Annotated in this window: 21 protein-coding genes and 1 other RNA gene; 7 read left to right on the top strand and 15 right to left on the bottom strand. The window is 66.9% G+C overall.

Going from position 1 to position 20,080, the window contains the following annotated elements:
• Window positions 1-158: 158 nt before the first annotated feature.
• Window positions 159-890, top strand: coding sequence for a hypothetical protein (locus A5745_RS10150; protein ID WP_217695278.1), 732 nt, complete (start codon window positions 159-161; stop codon window positions 888-890).
• 58 nt (window positions 891-948) lie between these two features.
• Here the strand turns inward: A5745_RS10150 and ssrA are convergent.
• From ssrA to prfB, 9 genes are all read right to left on the bottom strand, one after another.
• Window positions 949-1,316, bottom strand: a transfer-messenger RNA (tmRNA) gene (gene ssrA / locus A5745_RS10155).
• A gap of 106 nt (window positions 1,317-1,422) precedes the next feature.
• Window positions 1,423-2,268, bottom strand: coding sequence for a maleylpyruvate isomerase family mycothiol-dependent enzyme (locus A5745_RS10160; protein WP_076115952.1), 846 nt, complete (start codon window positions 2,266-2,268; stop codon window positions 1,423-1,425).
• Between the two features lie 25 nt (window positions 2,269-2,293).
• Complete coding sequence (locus A5745_RS10165) at window positions 2,294-3,043, bottom strand: EamA family transporter (RefSeq protein ID WP_170874465.1); 750 nt, start codon at window positions 3,041-3,043, stop codon at window positions 2,294-2,296.
• A 92-nt stretch (window positions 3,044-3,135) separates the two neighbouring features.
• Window positions 3,136-3,645, bottom strand: coding sequence for an SsrA-binding protein SmpB (gene smpB / locus A5745_RS10170; RefSeq protein WP_076060733.1), 510 nt, complete (start codon window positions 3,643-3,645; stop codon window positions 3,136-3,138).
• 5 nt (window positions 3,646-3,650) lie between these two features.
• A complete protein-coding gene (gene ftsX, locus A5745_RS10175; RefSeq protein ID WP_076060732.1) occupies window positions 3,651-4,544 on the bottom strand; it encodes a permease-like cell division protein FtsX in 894 nt (297 codons plus the stop codon).
• A complete protein-coding gene (ftsE, locus tag A5745_RS10180; protein WP_076060730.1) occupies window positions 4,545-5,234 on the bottom strand; it encodes a cell division ATP-binding protein FtsE in 690 nt (229 codons plus the stop codon).
• Window positions 5,235-5,277: 43 nt separating this feature from the next.
• Complete coding sequence (locus tag A5745_RS10185; RefSeq protein WP_076060728.1) at window positions 5,278-5,757, bottom strand: hypothetical protein; 480 nt, start codon at window positions 5,755-5,757, stop codon at window positions 5,278-5,280.
• The gene (locus A5745_RS10190; RefSeq protein WP_139329537.1) at window positions 5,754-6,734 is read right to left on the bottom strand and encodes a mechanosensitive ion channel family protein; all 981 of its coding nucleotides are present in this window, start codon (window positions 6,732-6,734) and stop codon (window positions 5,754-5,756) included. Before A5745_RS10190 ends, A5745_RS10185 begins: the two co-directional genes overlap by 4 nt.
• Window positions 6,724-7,836 carry a peptide chain release factor 2 gene (prfB, locus tag A5745_RS10195; RefSeq protein ID WP_076115953.1) on the bottom strand — a complete coding sequence of 371 codons (1,113 nt, stop codon included), beginning with the start codon at window positions 7,834-7,836 and terminating at the stop codon, window positions 6,724-6,726. The genes A5745_RS10190 and prfB overlap by 11 nt, the downstream gene beginning before the upstream one ends.
• Before the next feature lie 156 nt (window positions 7,837-7,992).
• On the opposite strand from prfB, the gene A5745_RS10200 reads away from it, so the two are divergent.
• On the top strand, window positions 7,993-9,354 hold the full coding sequence (locus A5745_RS10200; protein WP_076115954.1) for an FAD-dependent oxidoreductase: 1,362 nt from the start codon (window positions 7,993-7,995) through the stop codon (window positions 9,352-9,354).
• Here the strand turns inward: A5745_RS10200 and A5745_RS10205 are convergent, their stop codons facing one another.
• Together A5745_RS10205 and A5745_RS10210 are read right to left on the bottom strand one after the other, a co-directional pair.
• Complete coding sequence (locus A5745_RS10205; RefSeq protein WP_076115955.1) at window positions 9,355-10,938, bottom strand: FAD-binding oxidoreductase; 1,584 nt, start codon at window positions 10,936-10,938, stop codon at window positions 9,355-9,357.
• Between the two features lie 10 nt (window positions 10,939-10,948).
• A complete protein-coding gene (locus tag A5745_RS10210; RefSeq protein WP_076060718.1) occupies window positions 10,949-11,152 on the bottom strand; it encodes a hypothetical protein in 204 nt (67 codons plus the stop codon).
• Between the two features lie 91 nt (window positions 11,153-11,243).
• Here A5745_RS10210 and A5745_RS10215 point away from each other — a divergent pair, with 91 nt between their 5' ends.
• The 3 genes from A5745_RS10215 to A5745_RS10225 all read left to right on the top strand — a co-directional run bounded on the left by A5745_RS10215 (window position 11,244) and on the right by A5745_RS10225 (window position 13,827).
• The gene (locus A5745_RS10215) at window positions 11,244-12,206 is read left to right on the top strand and encodes an NAD(P)H nitroreductase (protein WP_076115956.1); all 963 of its coding nucleotides are present in this window, start codon (window positions 11,244-11,246) and stop codon (window positions 12,204-12,206) included.
• Between the two features lie 52 nt (window positions 12,207-12,258).
• A complete protein-coding gene (locus A5745_RS10220) occupies window positions 12,259-12,687 on the top strand; it encodes a pyridoxamine 5'-phosphate oxidase family protein (protein ID WP_076060822.1) in 429 nt (142 codons plus the stop codon).
• Window positions 12,688-12,834: 147 nt separating this feature from the next.
• Window positions 12,835-13,827: a nitroreductase family protein gene (locus A5745_RS10225; protein WP_076115957.1), complete on the top strand. Its 993-nt coding sequence runs from the start codon at window positions 12,835-12,837 to the stop codon at window positions 13,825-13,827.
• Here the strand turns inward: A5745_RS10225 and A5745_RS10230 are convergent.
• From A5745_RS10230 to A5745_RS10240, 3 genes are read right to left on the bottom strand one after another with little or no spacing between them, the layout of a single operon-like run.
• On the bottom strand, window positions 13,807-15,504 hold the full coding sequence (locus A5745_RS10230) for a GAF domain-containing sensor histidine kinase (RefSeq protein WP_076060713.1): 1,698 nt from the start codon (window positions 15,502-15,504) through the stop codon (window positions 13,807-13,809). The two genes, A5745_RS10225 and A5745_RS10230, sit on opposite strands and share 21 nt — an antisense overlap.
• Window positions 15,497-16,147, bottom strand: a complete 651-nt coding sequence (gene devR, locus A5745_RS10235) for a two-component system response regulator DevR (protein WP_076060711.1) — start codon at window positions 16,145-16,147, stop codon at window positions 15,497-15,499. The genes A5745_RS10230 and devR overlap by 8 nt, the downstream gene beginning before the upstream one ends.
• A 24-nt stretch (window positions 16,148-16,171) precedes the next feature.
• Window positions 16,172-16,978 carry a universal stress protein gene (locus A5745_RS10240; protein ID WP_076060709.1) on the bottom strand — a complete coding sequence of 269 codons (807 nt, stop codon included), beginning with the start codon at window positions 16,976-16,978 and terminating at the stop codon, window positions 16,172-16,174.
• Window positions 16,979-17,359: 381 nt separating this feature from the next.
• Here A5745_RS10240 and A5745_RS10245 point away from each other — a divergent pair, with 381 nt between their 5' ends.
• Entirely contained in the window at window positions 17,360-18,508 is a 1,149-nt protein-coding gene (locus A5745_RS10245) for a PPE family protein (RefSeq protein ID WP_076115958.1), read from the top strand.
• Window positions 18,509-18,609: 101 nt separating this feature from the next.
• A complete protein-coding gene (locus A5745_RS10250) occupies window positions 18,610-19,713 on the top strand; it encodes a PPE family protein (protein WP_076115959.1) in 1,104 nt (367 codons plus the stop codon).
• Between the two features lie 7 nt (window positions 19,714-19,720).
• On the opposite strand, the gene A5745_RS10255 is transcribed toward A5745_RS10250, so the two are convergent.
• The gene (locus A5745_RS10255; protein WP_076115960.1) at window positions 19,721-20,047 is read right to left on the bottom strand and encodes a hypothetical protein; all 327 of its coding nucleotides are present in this window, start codon (window positions 20,045-20,047) and stop codon (window positions 19,721-19,723) included.
• Window positions 20,048-20,080 lie beyond the last annotated feature (33 nt).

The raw sequence follows: 20,080 nt of genomic DNA on the forward strand, positions 1-20,080 counted from the left end.
GTTCGCCCGAGCCCGGGTATCCGGCGCGGCCGGGAGCCTGCTGCGTGAGGGCCCGGGCGAAATCGACGCAGGTCGGGATGTTGTCGTTCCATTTGATCCCGTATGAACCACCAGACAACGGGCCTGCGAATGTTCCGGTCGAAATTGAAACTGATCTCGTGGCGGGCCAGCTCGCCGATGGGGATGAGGTCGAGGTCAGCGGCGTCTGGGACGGCGACATCCTCGATGCCGACAAGATCGTCAACCTTTCAGCCGTAGCCCGTCCGAAGCAACGCTGGTCCGCGGCCCGCACCCAACCGCCGCGAGAAAAGGCATCGGAAGCAGCGAAAAGCAGAAAGGGGTGGATCGCCGCACTCGTCGCCGCTGCCGCTGTGATCCTGTTGACCGCGGGTGCGGTGATGTGGTTCACCGACGGCTTCGGCCATTGGACTCGTCCCGGCCCCATCGTCAGGCCAGCGAGCGCAACGGTGTTTTCACCCGACGGTGCCCCCGACAATCCGCAGAAGGCCAATTTGGCAATTGACGGGAACCCAAACACGGCGTGGTCCACCGTGACCTATAGGGACGCCGACCCTTTCCCGAAATTCATCGAAGGAATGGGTCTGTTGCTACACCTGTCAGAACCGACCGCGCTGAGCGCCGTGACGATCGACGTATCCAGCACGGGAACCCAGGTGCAGATTCGCTCGTCACCCACCGATGCCCCAGCCAAATTGGCCGACACCGTCGAGCTGACACCAACCACGTCACTGCAATCGGGGCACAACCGCATAGAAGTGCATAACCAGACCAAGACGTCCAACGTGTTGGTGTGGATCTCCACCTTGGGCAGCACCCACGGCGAGAGCCGGATGGAAATCTCCGAGATCACCCTGCAGGCGGCTGCGTGAGGTTGTCGTACTGATGGGCGACCGCCGTAATGACCGCATCCGGCGGCCAGCGGCTATTCGGTGGAGCTGCCGGGAATCGAACCCGGGTCCTACGGCATTCCCTCAAGGCTTCTCCGTGCGCAGTTCGCTATGCCTCTACTCGGATCTCCTGGTCACGCGAACCAGCCAGGATGACGATCCCAGTCGCTGTGTATGTCCCGATGAGTCCCGCGACCGGACTCACCGGTGGATCCCTCTAGCTGACGCCAGGGTCCGGGCCGAGGGCGTTCCCGGTCTGACGGACTAGCTGTCGCTTAGGCAGCGAGAGCGTAGTCGCGCTGATGTGAATCGGCGCTTATATATTTGCAGCGACGCTTACGGTGGTCTCTTGCCTGCACCGGCACGCTTCCCTTGATTCGATGCGCGAAGTCGAAACCGTTCAGCCCCTTGTCTATGCGTTCTTCGCTCATCCCCGCCGACTTTCGGCAGGACAATCCATGGTACGCCGTGTTCAACCAGCGGCAACGGAATTATCTTCCGTTGCAGGCTGCGGTCAGATCACAAAGTTCAGGTGCTCGACGACCTGCGTGGCCACGTCGTTATCGCCGTCGAGTTCGATGTCCTGGCTGCGGGCGGGGCTCATCGGGCGCCCGCCCGAAAGCCTGGTGAACTGCAGCCCGTCCATCCGGATCGTCGCCGTCGGTTCCTGGCCGCCGAAGCCGTCGACCACCTGAGCGCGACCGTCCACGCTGACGTGGATGTTGCGGGCCACCGGGCCGGTCAGCTCGAACAGAATGCGTGACCCTTCGGGCGCTTTGGCGAGCTTGCCCACCACGTATCCCATGGTCGCCGCGACCTCGTCGAGGGAAAGCTGCGACGCGGCCCCGTCGAGCTCGTTGTCGGATGCTGGCCGCGACAGCGCCTCGCGCATGTCCTGCTCGTGCATCCAGCAGTCGAACACCCGCACCCGCATGAATCGCCCGTAGCTCTCGGGGCCCACCGGAGTCGCGGTGACCGCGTTCCACTCCTCGTCCGAGAGGGCGGTCAGTGCCGCGCGGCGATCCTTGGTCACCGAACGGAACCGCTCGAGAACCTCTGAGCCGGGCAGACCGCTGAGATGACGCACCCAGCACTCGTTCATCACACCGATGTCGTTGCGCACGTGGTCGAGCGCGGACACGTCGACGTCGGGTTGCGGAGGCGCGATGCCGGCCAGGAACGACTCGGTTCCGATGATGTGCGACACCAGGGCCTTGACGTCCCACGCGGGCAAGGGACTGGCCGCCTGCCATCCGCTCTCGGGCACCCCGTCCAGCAGCGCATCGATGTCGTCCCACACGGCGAAAAGCCCGGACAGGACGTCGGATTTATCGAGTTCGGTGATCTGACGAGTGGCCATGGACGGATCCTAGGCCGACCAGTGCCTAGCTTGCGGCGATCATCGCCACCGAGCCCATGGCCAACACCATGCCGACCCCCTGGCAGCGGCTCAGCCGCTCGCGCAGCACCACCATGGCCAGCACGACCGTCGCCGCCGGGTACAGCGAGATCAGGATGCTGGCCAACGACAGCAGCCAGGTGTGCAGCGCGAGCAGCATCGTGATGTTGGCGCAAATGTCCAGCAGGGCGACACCCAATGCCAGCTTCAGCGGCTGCCCGCCCGGCAATCGCAGATTCTTGCTGATCGCAGCCATGGCGAACACCACCGCGGTGGCCGACACCCGGGCGAACAACAGTGGCCAGAGCTTGGACTCCTGGGGCGCCTGATGGAGGAACACCAGGTTCAGCCCCATCGCCGATCCCGCGAGGAGCGTGAGCCAGCCCACCTTCGGGGTGAACCGATACGGCGTGATGCCGTCGACAGCGGTTTCGCGGCTGACCAGCAAGACCGCGACCAGGGCCAGTACGACGCCCAGCGATGCCGCCTGGCCTGGCCGCTCCCCCAGGGCTACACCGACCGCAACGGGCACTGCCGCATTGAGCACGGCCGCCAGCGGCGAGACCACCGAGATCGGCCCGGCCGCCAGCGCGGCGAACAACGCCCACACGCCGAACGCCATGCCGATGCCGTACAGACAGCCCCACACGACCGCGCCCGTCTGGATTGGTCCGCCCACGGCGATGGCCAGCGCGGCGGTCAACACTGTCTCGATCGGGTAGGCCACGAGCATCACTCGCAGCGCAGCTACCCGTCGAGCGGCTACTCCGCCCACGAAATCGCTGACGCCGTAGGTAACGGCCGACAGCTGGGCGTAAGCCGCCCCGATCAGTTGATGCCCTTGGCTCGCCGGCCCAGCTCGCGATGGACTTCGCGTTGCGCGTCGCGGCGGGCCAAATCCTGGCGCTTGTCGTACGCTCGCTTGCCACGTGCAAGCGCGAGCTCGACCTTGACCTTTCCTTCGGAGAAATACAGAGACACCGGCACGAGGGCGAGGTTACCATCACGTATCTTGCCGACCAGCCTGTCGATTTGTTGCCTATGTAACAACAACTTTCGATTGCGGCGTGGGTCATGGTTGGTCCAGCTACCATGCTCGTACTCGGGAATGTGCAAGTTGCGCAACCACACTTCGCCGTCGTCGACGGTTGCGAACGCATCGGCCAGCGACGCGTGGCCCTCCCGCAGGCTCTTCACCTCGGTGCCCTGCAAAGCCACTCCGGCCTCGAAAAGTTCGATGATCGAATAGTTGTGTCGCGCTTTGCGATTGGTGGCCACAATCTGTTTGCTGCCACGCTTGCCGCCCGCGGCCTTGTCCCGGCCGGAGTTATTGGCCACAGCTACTACCGCCGCACGTAGAGCCGCAACGTCGCGTAGGCGGTCAGGCCGGCCATCGACACGCCGAGCAAAAACAGAATCGGCGAGATGTAAAGGATGTCGGCGTAGTCGACCCGTGCGATCAAATTGGCTTGGTAGAACTGATTTAGCGCGTTGTCGAGGAAGAACGCGCGCACCACGATCAAGCCGAGGATCGCGATGCCCACACCGACGGCCGCGGCGACCATCGCCTCCACCAAGAAGGGCAGCTGGGTATACCAGCGGCTGGCCCCGACCAGTCGCATGATCCCGATCTCGGTGCGCCGGGTATACGCCGCCACCTGAACCATGTTGGCAATCAACAGAATCGCGCCAACGGCCTGCACCAGGGCGACGGCGAAGGCGGCGTTGCTCAATCCGTCCAGGACCGCGAACAGCCGGTCGATCAGATCCTTCTGGTTGAGCACCGAGAGCACGCCGGGCTGGCCCTGCATCGCGGTGTCAAAGTCCTTGTGCTGCTCGGGGTTTTCCAGCTTGACGATGAACGACGCTGGGAAGGAATCCTTTCCCGCAACGTCCTTGTACTGCGGGAATTTCCGGATGGCGTCGTCGTACGCGTCCTGGCGATTGAGGAATCGCACGGACTTGACGTCCTGGCGCTTCTCGATCGTCTCCCGCAGCGCCTTGCACGGGTTGGCTCCGCAGCCCGGGTCGTTGGCGGAGACGTCTTCGGTGAGGAAGACCTGCGTTTCGACGCGGTCGAGGTAGATGGCACGCGAGTGGTCGGCCAGCAGGACGACCAAGAGGCCACCGCCGAACAGGCCGATCGAGATGGCCGTCGTCAGGATCATCGCGACCGTCATGGTGACATTGCGACGAAGACCGGTCAGGACCTCGTTGAGCAGGAAACCGAAGCGCACTTAGCGATCCATTCCGTAGATGCCGCGCTGTTCGTCGCGAACCAGCCTGCCCAACGACAGCTCGACGACGCGCTGCCGCATCGAGTCGACGATGTGGTGGTCGTGCGTCGCCATCAGCACCGTCGTCCCGGTGCGGTTGATCCGCTCCAACAAATCCATGATGTCCTTGCTGGTGTCCGGGTCGAGGTTGCCGGTGGGCTCGTCGGCCAGCAGCACCAGCGGCCGGTTGACGAACGCGCGGGCAATCGCGACCCGTTGCTGCTCGCCGCCGGACAACTCGTGCGGCAGCCGGTTGGCCTTGCCGGACAGGCCGACCGTCTCGAGCACCTCGGGCACCACCCGATTGATCGCGTCCCTGCGTTTGCCGATGACTTCCAGCGCGAAAGCGACGTTTTCGAACACCGTCTTTTGCTGAAGCAGCCGGAAGTCCTGGAAGACGCAGCCGAGCACCTGCCGCAGCTTCGGCACGTGCCGGCCCGGCATCTTGTTGACGTGGAACTTCGAGACCCGGATGTCGCCGGTATTGGGCGTCTCCTCGGCCAGCAGCAGCCGCATGAACGTCGATTTGCCCGAACCCGACGGGCCGATCAGGAAGACGAATTCACCCTTGTCGATTTTGACGTTGATGTCGTCCAACGCCGGGCGGGCCGACGCTTTGTACTTCTTGCTGACATGGTCCAGGGTGATCATCACGGCACGCCAGTGTAGCGGTGAATTTCGCTGGCCCGGACGATCAGCTGGCCGGTGGCGCCGATGTCGGCACCGGACCGGGCCCCGGCTGGGGTTGCTGCGGCGCCGGTGACGGGCTCGCGCTCGGCGGGCAGAAGGGCGGCGGCAGCAAACACGGCGGCGTCGGCAGCACGAACGGGGGCGTCGTCGTCGTGGTGACCGGCGGCGGCGGTGGCGGGGGCGCCGGGGTGGACGTGGTCGGCGTCGGCGTGACGGTCACAGTGGGCGTCGGCTGCTGCACCCTGCTGCGCGGCACCCAGGTGTAGTTGGGGTCGGGCACGAACCCGGGCGGCACCACCTGCGGCGCGGCCGGCTTGGGAGGCGGCTCCGGGCGGTAGGTGTCGTAGACCCACCACACCGCCAGGAAAGCCACGATCAACACCACGGTGGAGGTGCGAACCCGACCGCCGAACAGATGGCTCAGGGGCCGGCGCTGCTGGACCTCGTCGTCGCCCTTCTCGAAGATATTCAGGGTCAGCTTCACCGCTGATGCACCCGATTCTCGGTCCTGTCCTGCGCCGCGGCGACCTCGGCGTCCGGGATCGCGGCGTCGTCAACGACGCCGACCCTCGCATCGGCCGAAGTCACGATCCCGACCCGGGCGAGTGCTCGAATGACGAGGACACGCAGCTGGCGGCCGACCTCGAACTGCTTCCCGGGCAGCGTGCGGGCCACCATGCGCAGGGTGACGGTGTCGACTTGGATGCTCTCCACGCCCATCACGGTGGGCGCGTCCAGCAGTAGCTCACCCAACACCGGGTTGTCCAGAGCGCGCTCGCATTCCTGGTGCAGGACGTCGTTGACCTGGTTGAGGTCGGCGCTGGTCGACACCGGGATGTCCACCACTGCGCGTGCCCAGTCCTTCGAGAGGTTGGTCGCCTTAACGATCTGGCCGTTGGGGATGGTCAACACCTCGCCGTCCGGTGAGCGCAGCCGTGTCACCCGCAGCGTCACGTTCTCGACGGTGCCGCTGGCTTCCGTCGTGGAAACGATGGTGAGCGTGACCAGGTCCCCGAAGCCGTATTGCTTCTCGACGATGATGAAAAACCCGGCAAGCAGATCCCTGACCACTTGCTGAGCCCCGAAACCCAGCGCCGCACCCAGCACCGTGGCCGGCGCGATCAGCCCACCCACGGAGAACTGCAGCACACCAGCAACCTGAACGAGGACCCAGATCGCGATGACCACGATCGATACCCACTGGATCACCGACGCGACGGCCTGGCGGTGCTTGGTTGCCTCCGAGCGCACCAACGCGTCGCTTTCGGTGAAGCCCACGTCGAGTTGCCGGGTCACCTGCTGCGCGATCCAGCTGACGAAGCGTGCCGCCAGCACCGCCGCGATCAGCAGCATGATGATGTGCAGGCCTCTGCCGAGGATCCATTCGCCGATCGCACCGCGCCAAAAGCCGTGCCAGCGATCCGCCATCGATGCAGCGAGAACAGTTGTGTTAGTCGTCATCTTTTCGGTTGCGCCACCGGATTCCCGCTTCCAGGAATCCGTCGATGTCTCCGTCCAGAACGGCCGCCGGATTGCCCACCTCGTACTCGGTTCGCAGATCCTTGACCATCTGATACGGGTGTAGTACGTAGGAGCGCATCTGGTTTCCCCAGGAACTGCCGCCTTCGCCTTTCAAGGCGTCCAGCTCGGCGCGCTCTTCTGATCGCTTGCGCTCCAACAACTTTGCTTGGAGCACTCGCATTGCCGAAACTTTGTTCTGCAGTTGCGACTTCTCGTTCTGACAAGTCACGACGATACCCGTTGGGATGTGGGTTAAGCGAACCGCGGAGTCAGTGGTGTTCACCGACTGGCCGCCGGGCCCGCTGGAGCGGTAAACGTCCACTCGCACATCGCCTTCCGGAATGTCGATGTGATCGGTGGTTTCGACCACCGGAAGCACTTCGACTTCGGCGAAGGATGTCTGACGCCGGCTTTGGTTGTCGAACGGGCTGATTCGCACCAGTCGGTGGGTGCCCTGTTCGACGGACAACGTGCCGTAGGCGAACGGCGCATGCACCGCGAACGTAGCGCTTTTGATGCCCGCTTCCTCGGCGTAGGAGGTGTCGAACACCTCGACCGAATACTTGTGTTGTTCGGCCCACCGGATATACATCCGCATCAGCATCTCGGCCCAGTCGGCGGCATCCACCCCGCCGGCGCCGGAACGAATGGTGACCAGCGCCTCGCGCTCGTCGTACTCACCCGAGAGCAGGGTGCGCACCTCGGCGGCTTCGATGTCGGCGCGCAGGGCCTTCAGCTCGGCATCGGCCTCGGCCAACGCTTCGGCGGCGCCTTCGCCCTCCTCGGCCGCCAGCTCGTAAAGCACCGGCAGGTCGTCCAGGCGCTGCCGCAACTCCTCGATCCGGCGTAGCTCGCCCTGCGTGTGGGATAACTCACTCGTGACGCGCTGCGCGCGGGCCTGGTCGTCCCAGAGGTTGGGGTCGGACGCCTCGTGCTCGAGTTTCTCGATTCGGCCGCGCAGACCGTCGACATCGAGCACCCGCTCCACCGTGGTCAGGGCGGAGTCAAGGGCGGCGATGTCGGCTTGACGGTCGGGTTCCACAGCCGCCCACGTTACCGGGGGCTTTGCGCTCGGCGAGTGCTCAGGTCACGACCAGCGGTCATGCGTTTAGCATCGAGTCACGATCATGTGCAGCCCCCGACTGCGCCGCGACAGCCCCTCTGCGCGCAGGCCGGGCACTAAACAGAAGGCTGGAGTATGCGCCCATACCATGTCGCCATCGTCGGCTCCGGACCGTCGGGGTTCTTCGCCGCAGCATCGTTGCTGAAAGCCGCCGACACCTCCGACGAGATCGACGTGGCCGTCGACATGATCGAGATGCTGCCGACGCCGTGGGGGTTGGTGCGCTCCGGTGTCGCTCCCGATCACCCGAAGATCAAATCGATCAGCAAACAATTCGAGAAGACCGCCGAGGACCCCCGCTTCCGCTTCTTCGGCAACGTCGTGGTGGGCGAGCACCTCGAGGCGTCCGAACTCGCCGAGCGCTACGACGCCGTGATCTACGCCGTCGGGGCGCAGTCGGACCGCTCGCTCAACATTCCCGGTGAGGACCTGCCCGGCAGTGTCGCGGCCGTCGATTTCGTGGGCTGGTACAACGCCCATCCCAACTTCGAGCAGATATCGCCCGATCTGTCGGGCAGTCGCGCGGTAGTGATCGGCAACGGCAACGTCGCGCTCGACGTCGCGCGCATCCTGGTCACCGACCCGGGCGAGCTGGCGCGAACCGATATCGCCGATCACGCGCTGGAATCGCTGCGCCCATGCGGTGTGGAGGAAGTGGTGATCGTCGGCCGGCGCGGTCCGCTGCAGACCGCGTTCACGACGCTCGAGCTACGCGAGTTGGCAGACCTCGAAGGTGTCGACGTGATTGTGGATCCCGCCGATCTGGAGGGCATCACCGACGAGGACGCGGCCGCGGTCGGCAAGGTCTGCAAGCAGAACATCAAGGTGCTGCGCGACTACGCGGGCCGTGAACCCCGCCCGGGACACCGCCGCATGGTGTTCCGGTTCAAGACGTCCCCGATCGAGATCAAGGGTGACGGCAAGGTGGAGCGGATCGTGCTGGGCCGCAACGAATTGGTCGCCGATGAGACCGGGCGGGTGGCCGCCAAGGACACTGGTGAGCGCGAGGAACTGCCCGTGCAGCTAGTGGTGCGGTCGGTGGGTTACCGCGGGGTGCCTACCCCGGGACTGCCTTTCGACGACAAAAGCGCGACCATCCCCCACGCCAACGGCCGGGTCGAGGGCAGCCGCAACGAGTACGTCGTCGGATGGATCAAGCGCGGGCCGACGGGTGTGATCGGCACCAATAAGAAGGACTCCCAGGACACCGTCGACACGCTGCTGGCCGACCTGACCGGCACCGACGAATTGGCCGACTTCGGCGAGGACCATGCCGACAAGTTGGCCGAGTGGCTGGCCTCCCGGCAACCGAAGCTGGTCACCTCCGCCCACTGGGAGATCATCGATCGCCACGAGCGGGCCGCCGGTGAGCCCCACGGGCGGCCGCGGGTCAAGCTGCCGAGCCTGGCCGAGCTCCTGCGCGTCAGCCACGGCTGATCACGCGTCGACCAGCACCCCGGGGTTGAGAACCCCGGCCGGGTCCAGCGCGGACTTCGCCGCGCGCAGCGCCGCCGCGAACGGGTCGGGGCGCTGCATGTCGTACCACGGGCGGTGATCGCGGCCGACGGCGTGGTGGTGAGTGATGGTGCCGCCGGCGGCGACGATCGCCTCCGACACGGCGGCCTTGATCTCGTCCCATTGCGCGTCCAGGGAGTCCCACCGTCCGCCGGCATAGATGCCGTAATAAGGAGCCGGGCCGTCGGGGTAGACGTGGGTGAACCGGCAGGTCACCACGCCGGTCCCGCAGATCCGTTCGATTGACGCGCGCGCCGCCCTCATCACCGCATCGTGCAGGGCCTCGAATGCGTCCCAGGTGCACGCCGTCTCGAACGTCTCGGCGATGACACTGCGGCGGGCCAGTGCATCGCGCTGATACGGCATGCGTAGAAAGGCCGAACGCCAATTCCCGGAAGCGTCCGATTTGCTTGCATCGCTTGTGTTTTCGCGGTCGCGTCGCGCGGTCAGGACGCCGCCGTGTTCGGCGGCGATCGCCACGGCGCGGTCGAGCCACGCGTCGACCGGGTGATCGGCGGATTCGAAAGCCAGCACCAGCATCCCTCCCCCGACCGCGGCTCCGGCGTTCAGGAATGCCTCGGCCGGATCCAGCAACCGGCAATTCGACGGGTACAGGCCGGCCTGCGCGATCGTCCGGGTCGCGGCGAGCGCGTCCGCCCAGTCGTCGAACGCCAACGACGCGGTGACCTGCCACTTCGGCCGGTTTTGCAGCCGCATCCACGCCTCCGTGATGACGCCGAGCGTGCCCTCGGAGCCGAGGAACAGCCGATCCGGGGACGGCCCGGCACCGGACCCCGGGAGCCGCCGCGACTCGCTCACCCCGGCCGGGGTGACGACCCGCAACGATTCGGTCAGGTCGTCGATGTGGGTGTAGAGCGTGGCGAAGTGCCCGCCGGCGCGGGTGGCCAGCCAGCCCCCCAGGCTGGAAAACCCGAACGACTGCGGATAGTGGCGCAGCGTCAAATCGTATGGGCGCAACTGGTTTTCGATCTCCGGCCCGAGAGCGCCGGCCTGGATGCGGGCGGCCCGACTGGTCCGGTCGAGCTCGAGCACCGCGCCCATGGCGGTGGTATCCACCGTGACGGCCGGACCGTCGAAGCGCGGTTCGACACCGCCGACCACCGAGCTGCCGCCCCCGTAGGGGATCACCGAAATCCCTTGGGGCGCGGCCCAATCCAGGACGTCGATCACGTCCTGTTCGTGGCGGGGTCGCACGACAAGGTCGGGCACGTGGTCGAGGCGGCCGTGCAGGTTGCGCACGACGTCGCGGAAAGCCTTGCCGTGCGCGTGGGCCGCCCGATCGACGGCGTCAACGGAGCACAGGTCTGCCAGCGACGACGGCGGGGCCATCCGCGGCTGGGCCAGACCGAGCGCATGGGGGTCCGGCGGTGGGTGATCGGTCAGGTCGTGCCCGGGAAGCAGCGTCGCCACGCGTGCGACCAGCTCGCGTGTCTCGTGCTCCGAAAGCGCGTCCTCGACGGTGCCCCAGCCCCACCACGAACGCATGCTGGCGGCGTCAGCGTTTCAAGACGACGACGGCGGTTCCAGCGATCAGCAGCAGGATGGCCGCGGCGATGGCCCATCCGGCGCCGGCGAGCCACCAGACGACGGCCAGCGCCACGAGTGCCGGTGAGACCGCGAAGAGCGCTATCCCAGGGTTCTGCCTGATCACCGCCAGAGCGCTCTTTGCCCGGATCGGATCGATTTCTCCGCGTGCCATGCCCTCAGGATGCCAGACAAGTGCCTTCTGCGGGTTGATAAGGGACGAAGGCCCCTAGGGGCCAGCGCACGCTCGCCATAGCGTCGGCGGTGTGGAAGTCGAGGCGCTCAAGACGGCGGTCCTGCTGGCCTGCCGCGCTCCGTCCGTTCACAACAGCCAGCCCTGGCGATGGGTGGCGCGAGGCGATGTCGTCCATCTGTTCGTCGACCGGCACCGGACGGTGCCCGCCGCCGACCGATCCGGCCGGGAAGCGATCTTGAGTTGCGGCGCCGCGCTCGACCACTTTCGCGTGGCCATTACCGCGGCCGGTTGGCTGCCGAGCATTACTCGGCTGCCCGACCCGACCGATCCCTCGCACTTGGCCTCGATCGAATTCAGCCTCAAGGATCACGTCACCGAGTCGCAGCGCCAGCGCGCGCGGGCGATCCTGCAACGTCGGACCGATCGGCTCGCCTTCGGCATGCCCACCTACTGGAATGCGTTCGAACCCGAGCTGCGAAGCGCGTTGAGCGAAAGCGTTGCGACGCTTGACATCCTGACCGACGATCAGCGCCCGCTCCTGGCGGAGGCCTCGCAGCTCAGCGAATCGCACCGGCGCGAGGATTCGTCGTATCAGCTCGAGCTGCAGTGGTGGACTTCGCCATTCGCGTTGGCGGAGGGCGTGCCGCCGAGCGCGCTGGCATCGGACGTCGAGCGCCACCGAGTCGACGTGGCCCGCGACTTCCCGGTTCGAAGCCACCAGGATCGGCGCCCGGAGATCGGCGCGGACTGGTCGAAAATCCTTGTGCTGTCGACGGCTGAGGACACGCGGGCCGAGGTGTTGGAGTGCGGCGAAGCGCTGTCGACCGTCCTACTGGAATGCACCGTGGCCGGGATGGCGACCTGCACGTTGACTCATCTGATCGAATCGGACGAAAGCCGCGACGTCGTCCGCAACCTGGTCGGCCACGGCGAACCGCAGGTGCTGGTCCGCGCCGGGATCGCGCCGCCCCTGGAGGCGCTTCCCGCACCGACACCGCGGCGGCCGTTGGACGACGTCCTCGAGTTTCGCTAGGAACCACGCGGCGGCTTGAAATGGTGGTGATGTGCAGGGAAAGGTTGGAACCATGACCGATGAGCCAGTCACCATCCTGTCGGAGGACGAGAGTTGGCGCCGGTTGGGCGGCGTCGCGCTGGGCAGGTTGGTAACCAGCTTTGCCGGTGAGCCGGAGATCTTCCCGGTCAACTTCGTCGCGCAGGGCCGGACCGTGCTGTTTCGGACTTCCGAGGGCACCAAACTGTTTTCCGCCGTAGCCAACAGCGTCGTGCTGTTCGAGGCCGACGACCACAACGTCGCCGAAGGCTGGAGCGTGATCGTCCGTGGCCGCGCCAAGGTGCTACGCACCGACGCCGAGATCGAGGAAGCCGAGCGGGCCCAGCTCCTGCCGTGGACCGCGATACCCAAGGTTCACTACGTCCGCGTGACCCCGTCCGAAATCACCGGCCGCCACTTCAGGTTCGGACCGGAGCCAGACCCCGCCGCGGGTCCTTCCTGACGGTCACCGCGCGATCAAAGTGTTCAGGGCCAAAGGTCCCCCGATGCCGGTGGCTTCCTGCTCTGCTGGCGACGGTGTCGTCGCGCGATCCTGGAAAGCATGACCACACTTCTCGACAGCAAGGTTTGTCGGACCGGAGAGGCAGACATGAACGCCCTTTTCCCAGACACCGACACCGTTGAGGCGGTCCTCACCCTGGCCACCCGGGCGCCCTCCATTCACAACACGCAACCGTGGAGGTGGCGCGTGGGCGCGGCGAGCCTGGATCTGTACTCCGAGCCCGACATGCAGCTGCGCAACACCGACCCCGACGGGCGGGAGTTGATGCTCAGCTGCGGAACCGCGTTGCATCACTGCGTTGTGGCGCTGGCCGCCATGGGCTGGCAAGCGCGGGTTCATCGCTTTCCCGATCCCGACGACCCCACCCACCTGGCGACCATCGACGTCGCGCCGCACACCCCGGACCATGCCGACATCGCGCTGGCGGCCGCCATCCCCCGGCGCCGAACCGATCGGCGGGCCTACGGGTCGTGGCCGGTATCGGGGGGCGACATCGCGTTGATGGCCGCCCGTGCCGCGCGATGCGGGGTAATGCTGCGGCAGGTAGACGCCCTGGAACGGATGAACAAGATTGTCGCCCAAGCGGTCTGGGATCACGCGACCAATCGCGACTACCTTCGCGAACTCACCATGTGGAGCGGACGGTACGGTTCGGTGGCCGGGGTCCCGGCCAGGAACACACCACCGTCGGAGCGAACCTCCCCGATCCCGGGCCGTCTCTTCGCGGGACCGGGTCTGGCCCCGTCCGCCGCCCCGCCTGCCGAGGACGGGGCCGCGATTGTGGCGCTGGGCACCGAGGGCGACGACCGCTTGTCCCGGCTGCGCGCCGGGGAAGCCACCAGCGTCGTGTTGCTGACGGCGACGGCACTGGGATTGGCGTGCTGCCCGATCAGCGAACCCCTGGAAATCCGCGAAACCCGGGAGGCCGTGCGCGCCGATGTCTTCGGCTCCAGCGGATACCCGCAGATGCTGCTCCGGGTGGGGTGGGCCCCGGTCAACGCCGATCCGTTGCCACCGACGCCACGGCGCCGGCTGTCCCGGGTCGTCGAGTGGCCCGGCCTATTGGAGCAGCGGGGCTGACCACCGCAACACCGTGCCGCCGGTGCCGGCGCTTTCGATCGTGAACTGACCGCCGGCCTGCTCGGCGCGACGCCGCAGGTTCGTCAGGCCGCTGCCGGTGAACTCGTCGGGCATCCCCCGCCCGTTATCGCTGACCTCGATGCACAAGTCGTCTTCGACGCTGACCCGGACCGTCAGCGTGGTGGCGTCCGCGTGCCGAACGGCATTGCTGACCGCTTCGCGGACCACCGCCTCGGCGTGATCGGCCAGTGCACCGTCGACCACAGACAGCGGCCCGACGAATTGGACCGTCGTGCGCAGCCCCGAGCCGGCGAATTGGGTGACCGCTTCGTCGATCCGCTGCCGCAGCCGAGTGATGCCCTGCGCGGCACCATGCAGGTCGAAGATGGTCGTCCGGATATCCTGGATGACGGCCTGCAGGTCGTCGACGGCTTCCGAAAGCCGTTGCTGCACTTCGGAATCGCGTGCCCGCGGCACGGTGCCCTGCAGCGCCAGACCGACGGCGAAGAGCCGCTGTATCACATGGTCGTGCAGGTCGCGCGCGATGCGGTCGCGGTCGGTCAGCACGTCGAGCTCGCGCATCCGGCGCTGGGAGGTGGCCAGCTGCCAGGCCAGCGCGGCCTGATCGGCGAATGCGGCCATCATCTCGAGCTGTTCGTCGGTGAATGCGCCGCGTTGGCGTACCACGACAACGACTCCCGCGACCGTATCGGTGGCCCGCAACGGCAGTATCAGCGCCGGGCCCAGGTCGTGCGCACCGTCGAGGTCGAGTCCGTCGACCCGTCGCGGGGTGCCCGTGGCGAAGGCGTCCCCGATCGCCGTGCCCGCGATGGCGACCGTTCGGCCGGCGGTGGAAGCCGCTGCGCTGCCCACTGTTTCGACCACCAGCAGCTCGTCGGTACTCGCCGCGTTGTCGTCGACGGGAACGGCGACCAGCGCCGCTTCAGCGGCGGTGAGTTTGAGTGCTTCCTCGGCGACCAGTCGGAACACCGTCGCGGGTTCGGTGCCGGACAGCAATTCGGTGGCTATGTCACGGGTGGCTTCGATCCACGACTGCCGCTGCTGGGCCTCCTGATAGAGCCGGGCGTTCGCGACGGCGATGCCCGCCGCCGCGGCCAGCGCCTGGACCAACACCTCGTCGTCATCGCTGAACGGCTGCCCGTTGGTCTTGTCGGTGAGGTAGAGCGTGCCGAACGATTGGTCGCGCACCAGGACCGGCACCCCGAGAAAAGTCCGCATCGGTGGGTGGTGCGCCGGAAACCCGATCGAGGCGGGATGTTGCGAAAGGTCGTCTAGGCGTAGCGGTTTGGGTTCGTCGATCAGCAGGCCGATGACACCCAGGCCTTCGGGTAGGTGGCCGATGCGCCGCACGGTTTCCTCGTCGATGCCCTCGTGGACGAAGCGCACCAGGCGGTTGTCCCGGTCGTGCACCTCCAGCGCGCCGTATCGGGCGTCGACGAGCTTGGTGGCCGAGTGCACGATGGTGCGCAGGGTGGCATCCAGATCCAACCCGGACGTGACCACGAGCATCGCCTCTAATAGCCCGTCGAGGCGGTCGCGGCCCTCGACGATCTGCTCGACGCGATCCTGCACCTCGACCAGCAGCTCGCGCAGCCGCAGTTGGGAAAGTGTTTGACGCAGCGGGCCGATGCCGGCGTCTGGGGTGTCGCTATTCATCGCCGGGCGGCCGCGAGCGCTTCAGTTCCGTTGCGAACACCGCGGCTTGGGTTCGCCGCTCCATGCCAAGCTTGGCCAACAGCCGAGACACGTAGTTCTTCACCGTCTTTTCGGCCAGAAACATCCGGTCGGCGATCTGCTTGTTGGTTAGGCCTTCGCTGAGCAGGCTGAGCAGTGTGCGTTCCTGGTCGGTGAGACCCGACAACGGGTCGGACTTCTCGGTGGCGCCGCGCAGCTTGGCCATCAGCGCCGCGGCGGCCCGATTGTCGAGCAGCGATCGCCCGGCGCCGACCTCTTTGACGGCGCGTGCCAGCTCCATCCCCTTGATGTCCTTGACGACATAGCCACTGGCGCCGGCCAGGATCGCGTCCAGCATCGCCTCATCGGAGGTGTAGGACGTCAGGATCAGGCAGCGCAGCTCTGGCATGCGCGACAACAGATCACGGCACAGTTCGATGCCGTTGCCGTCGGGCAGCCGGACGTCGAGCACCGCGACATCCGGGTTCGCGGCCGGAATCCTGGCCATCGCCTCCGCGACCGAGCCCGCCTCACCGACGACGTCGAGGTCGGGATCTGCCCCGAGCAGGTCGATCAGTCCGCGCCTCACCACTTCGTGATCGTCGACCAAGAAGACCTTTACCAAGGCGCCACTCCCGACATCCGCTGCCTACAAGTTGCCGCACCGCACCGTGAGTATCGAGCATCCCACGTTGTATGCCCCGCACACGTCATTGGCGGCGTGCATATCGGTGACGAAGAGCTGCCCGGTGTCCGCGTTGGCCCCGAGGTATTCGCCGACACCTCCGCGGATGACCGTGGATTCGACCGGCACGTCGGGGTAGCGCGGCGTCCAGCGGGCCAGCCGGCGATCCAGTTGCGCTTGCGCTAAACGGTTTCCGTCGCCGACGTCATCGGGGGTCTCGGCGACGTGTGCGGCCAGTGCCCGCAGCGGAACTCCGCGCAACCTCGCCTCGTCGAACGCGTGTCTGAGCACCGAACCATTGTCCACCTGCACGACGACCTCGTTGACCTCGGGGCTTGCCGGACCGCCCGGCGAGCGGTGCACCACCGCAACCGGACACAACGCCGATTCGGCCAAGGCCGCGGCGACGGTGCCGCCGATGCGGCGCGCGTGGTTGAGCCCGATCGACCCGACACAGACCAATGCCGCCGACCTCGACTCGGCCATCAGCTTGGCCAGTGGCCGCCCCCACAGGATCTCGGTTTCGATCTTGACCGGTTTGTCCGTGGCGTCGACTGCCCGGTAGGCGGCGTAGAGCGCGGCGCGGGCGACGCTTTGCGGGTCGTCCTGTGAGCCGGCCGCGGGGGTGCACAGCGGATCGACGACGTACACCAGTCGCAGCGGGATGTCCCGGGCGACCGCCTCGTCGACGGCCCACAGGGCGGCGTGGGTTGCCGCCCTTGATCCATCGATGCCGACGACGACCGACGGAGCTGGGTAGATGTCGCTCATCGGAGTCTCCTTTGCGGGAGTGACCATCGTTGCTAACCCGTACGTTATGGGCCGGGCATGCCGTTCCCGCAGAGGCGATGGTCACCAACCGAGTGCCATTGGTCCCTTTCGGGCGACGAGGGAACTGTCGCCGGAAATTTCGCAGACTTGCTCCGTTACCAGGCCCAAAACGCGATACTGGCCTCTCGGGCTCAAGACGATACATAGCTGAAGGCTGCAGAAATGCCCTGTGCGAACGCCCCGCCAACTCTTTTTTGACGACGCCGGCCGCGACCGTAGCGGCCAACCCACTTCCCTAAACCACCGCCCCCGGGGCGGTGGTCGCGTTGTCGACGCCTATGAACCTCACCGCAAAGCAATTCATGAAGGAGATGCGACACAATGGATTTCGCATTTTTGCCGCCGGAAGTCAATTCGGCCCGGATGTATGCCGGACCCGGGGCCGTCTCGCTGTTGGCCGCCGCGGGTAGCTGGGACGCCCTGTCCGCCGAGTTGAGCAACACAGCCGAGTCCTATGAGTCGGTGCTTTCCGGCCTGGACTTGCAGTGGCGCGGGCCCGCATCCGAGGCGATGGCGGCCACGGCCGCCCGCTACATAGCTTGGCTGCAAACGACCGCCGAACAGACAAAGCAGACGGCCATGCAGACCAGGACGGCTGCGGCGGCTTATGAGCAGGCCTACGCGATGACGATCCCCCCACCGGCGGTCACCGCCAACCGGACACAACTGTCCTCGCTGATCGCGACGAACGTGCTGGGCCAGAACACCGCGGCGATCGCGGCCACCGAGGCGCAGTACGCCGACTACTGGGCTCAGGACGCCGCCGCGATGTCCGGGTACTCCGCCTCCTCGACAGCGGCGACGACGGGGTTGCCTCGGTTCTTTTCCCCGAACCGGGCCACCACCGAGTCCGGGGTGGCCGCTCAGGGCGCCGCGGTCAACCAGGCTAACGCCAGCGCCACCGCCACCCGGTCGGCCGCGCAGGCGGTTTCTGGGGCCGCTGTCCAGCCGGCCGCCGCGGCCGCGCCCGCCGCGGCCGCGCCCGCTGCGGCGGCGTCCGACTCGACCGCATTCCGGATCCTCGATGCCATTCAGGCGACGAATCTCGCGCTAACGGCCCCGTACAACATGGAAGCGTTCGCCTCCGGTGTCATCGGGGCCGAGAACAACCTGGGCATTTTGCCCAAGGTCGCGGCGGCTCCGGCCGCGCTCGCCCCAACGCTGACGGCGTCGCCCCAACTGGGCGGTGGTGCGGGGCTGGGCAACGTCACGGCCACGCTCGCCCGCGGTGGGACGATCGGGCCGATGTCCGTCCCGGCGAGCTGGGCGGCGCCGTCGACCGGTCAGATCGCGCGGTTGGAACCCGCCGGCTTCACCACGATTCCGGGAACCGAGGAGGCGGTCGCGTCGGGTTACCCGGGCTACCCAGGGATGCCGGCGGGGAACGTCTCCCGGGGCGCCGGCGTGGGTGCTCCGCCCCGATACGGTGTCCGGCTCACGGTGATGCCGCGCCCGCCGGCGGCCGGGTGACGGTCGCCTGACCAACCGCTGTCGCTGTCGCGCGTTTCCGCGCGCCGGCGCCGCCGCTGCGCACGGTTGACCACGGCCACCTTCTATCGATATGTGACACAATGGATTTCGCCTTCTTGCCACCGGAGATCAACTCCGCCCGGATGTATGCCGGCCCGGGGTCGGGCCCGCTGCTGGCCGCCGCGGAAAGCTGGGAATCGCTCTCGGCCGAGTTGGGCATCGCGGCCGGGGTCTGCGAATCGGTGCTCTGGGCCCTGACCAGCTTGCACTGGCGCGGGCCGGCTTCGGAGGCAATGGCGGCTGCCGCCACCCCCTATCTGGGGTGGTTGCACGCGGCCGCAGAGCAGACAGAGCAGACCGCCATCCAGGCTCGGGCAGCCGCGGCGGCCTACGAACTGGCGTTTGCGATGACGGTGCCTCCGGTGGCGGTCGCGGCCAACAGGATTCGGCTGGCTCTGCTGATAGCGACGAACTTCTTCGGCCAGAACACCGCGGCGATCGCGGCCACCGAGGCGGAGTATGCCGAGTACTGGGCCCAGGACGTCACTGCGATGTCCGGCTACGCAACCAGCTCGGTGGCGGCAACGCGGTTGACGCCGTTCTCGTCTCCGAAGCGGGCCACCAACCCCGACAGGATGGCCGCGCAAAATGCCGCGGTCGCACAAGCCAACGCTGGCGCCGCGTCCACAATCCCAGCCGCACAGGCGGTTTCGACGGTACCCAGCACCGCTTCGGGCACCCCTGCCGATTTCGCACTCTTCGACGCCATCATGGCGACCGGCACCGCGCTGAAAGCGCCCACCAGTTTCGGGGGATTCGTTGCCGGGATTATCGGGGCCGAGAAGGACTTGGGGATTTTGCCTGTCGTCGGGGCGACAACGGCTCAGGTGGCGCCGTCGCTCGGCGGCGCCTCGAGCCTCGGACGCGGCCTGGGGAACGTCACCGCGACGCTGGCCCGGGCCGGCACCATCGGGTCGATGTCCGTGCCGTCAAGCTGGGCCGCGCCGTCGGGTAACGCTGTTGTGGCACCGACGATGACCACCCCCGCAATGGCGTTGTCGAGCAACGGATTACCGGCGCCCCAGGGGACGGGGTCCGGCATGCCGGGCGTACCCGGGATGCCGAGAGTCTCGCGGGCCGCGATGGTAGTCCCCCGGTACGGCGCCCGGGTCACGGTGATGGCGCGCCCGCCGGCGGCTGGATGACGGTCGGCTACGCGGGAGGCTCCGGCGGCGCGAACTTCCAATTATTGGGATTCTTGGTCGAATACAGCACCGGCATCAGCTGGCCCACCGTCGGCCACGAGTCGACATCGACCGCCATGCGTTGATACACGGAGTACTCATCGAGGGTGGGCCCGTTGATCACCCCCGCAATCGTGACGTATTGCTCACCGCTCACGTCCGGCCGCGGGCTGACGCCGGTCACCAACAGCGTGCCGCTCGCCAGCTCACCGCGCGGGCCACGCGGGATGAACCGCTGGGCAAGGAAGACCGCCAGGACGGCCACGAGTAGGAGCAGCACCCCGAATTCCCACACGCATCCAGGTTAGGGCTTTCCGGGAGTCCTTTC

The sequence above is a fragment of the Mycobacterium sp. IS-2888 genome (assembly GCF_001954215.1).
Taxonomy (GTDB): Bacteria; Actinomycetota; Actinomycetes; order Mycobacteriales; family Mycobacteriaceae; genus Mycobacterium.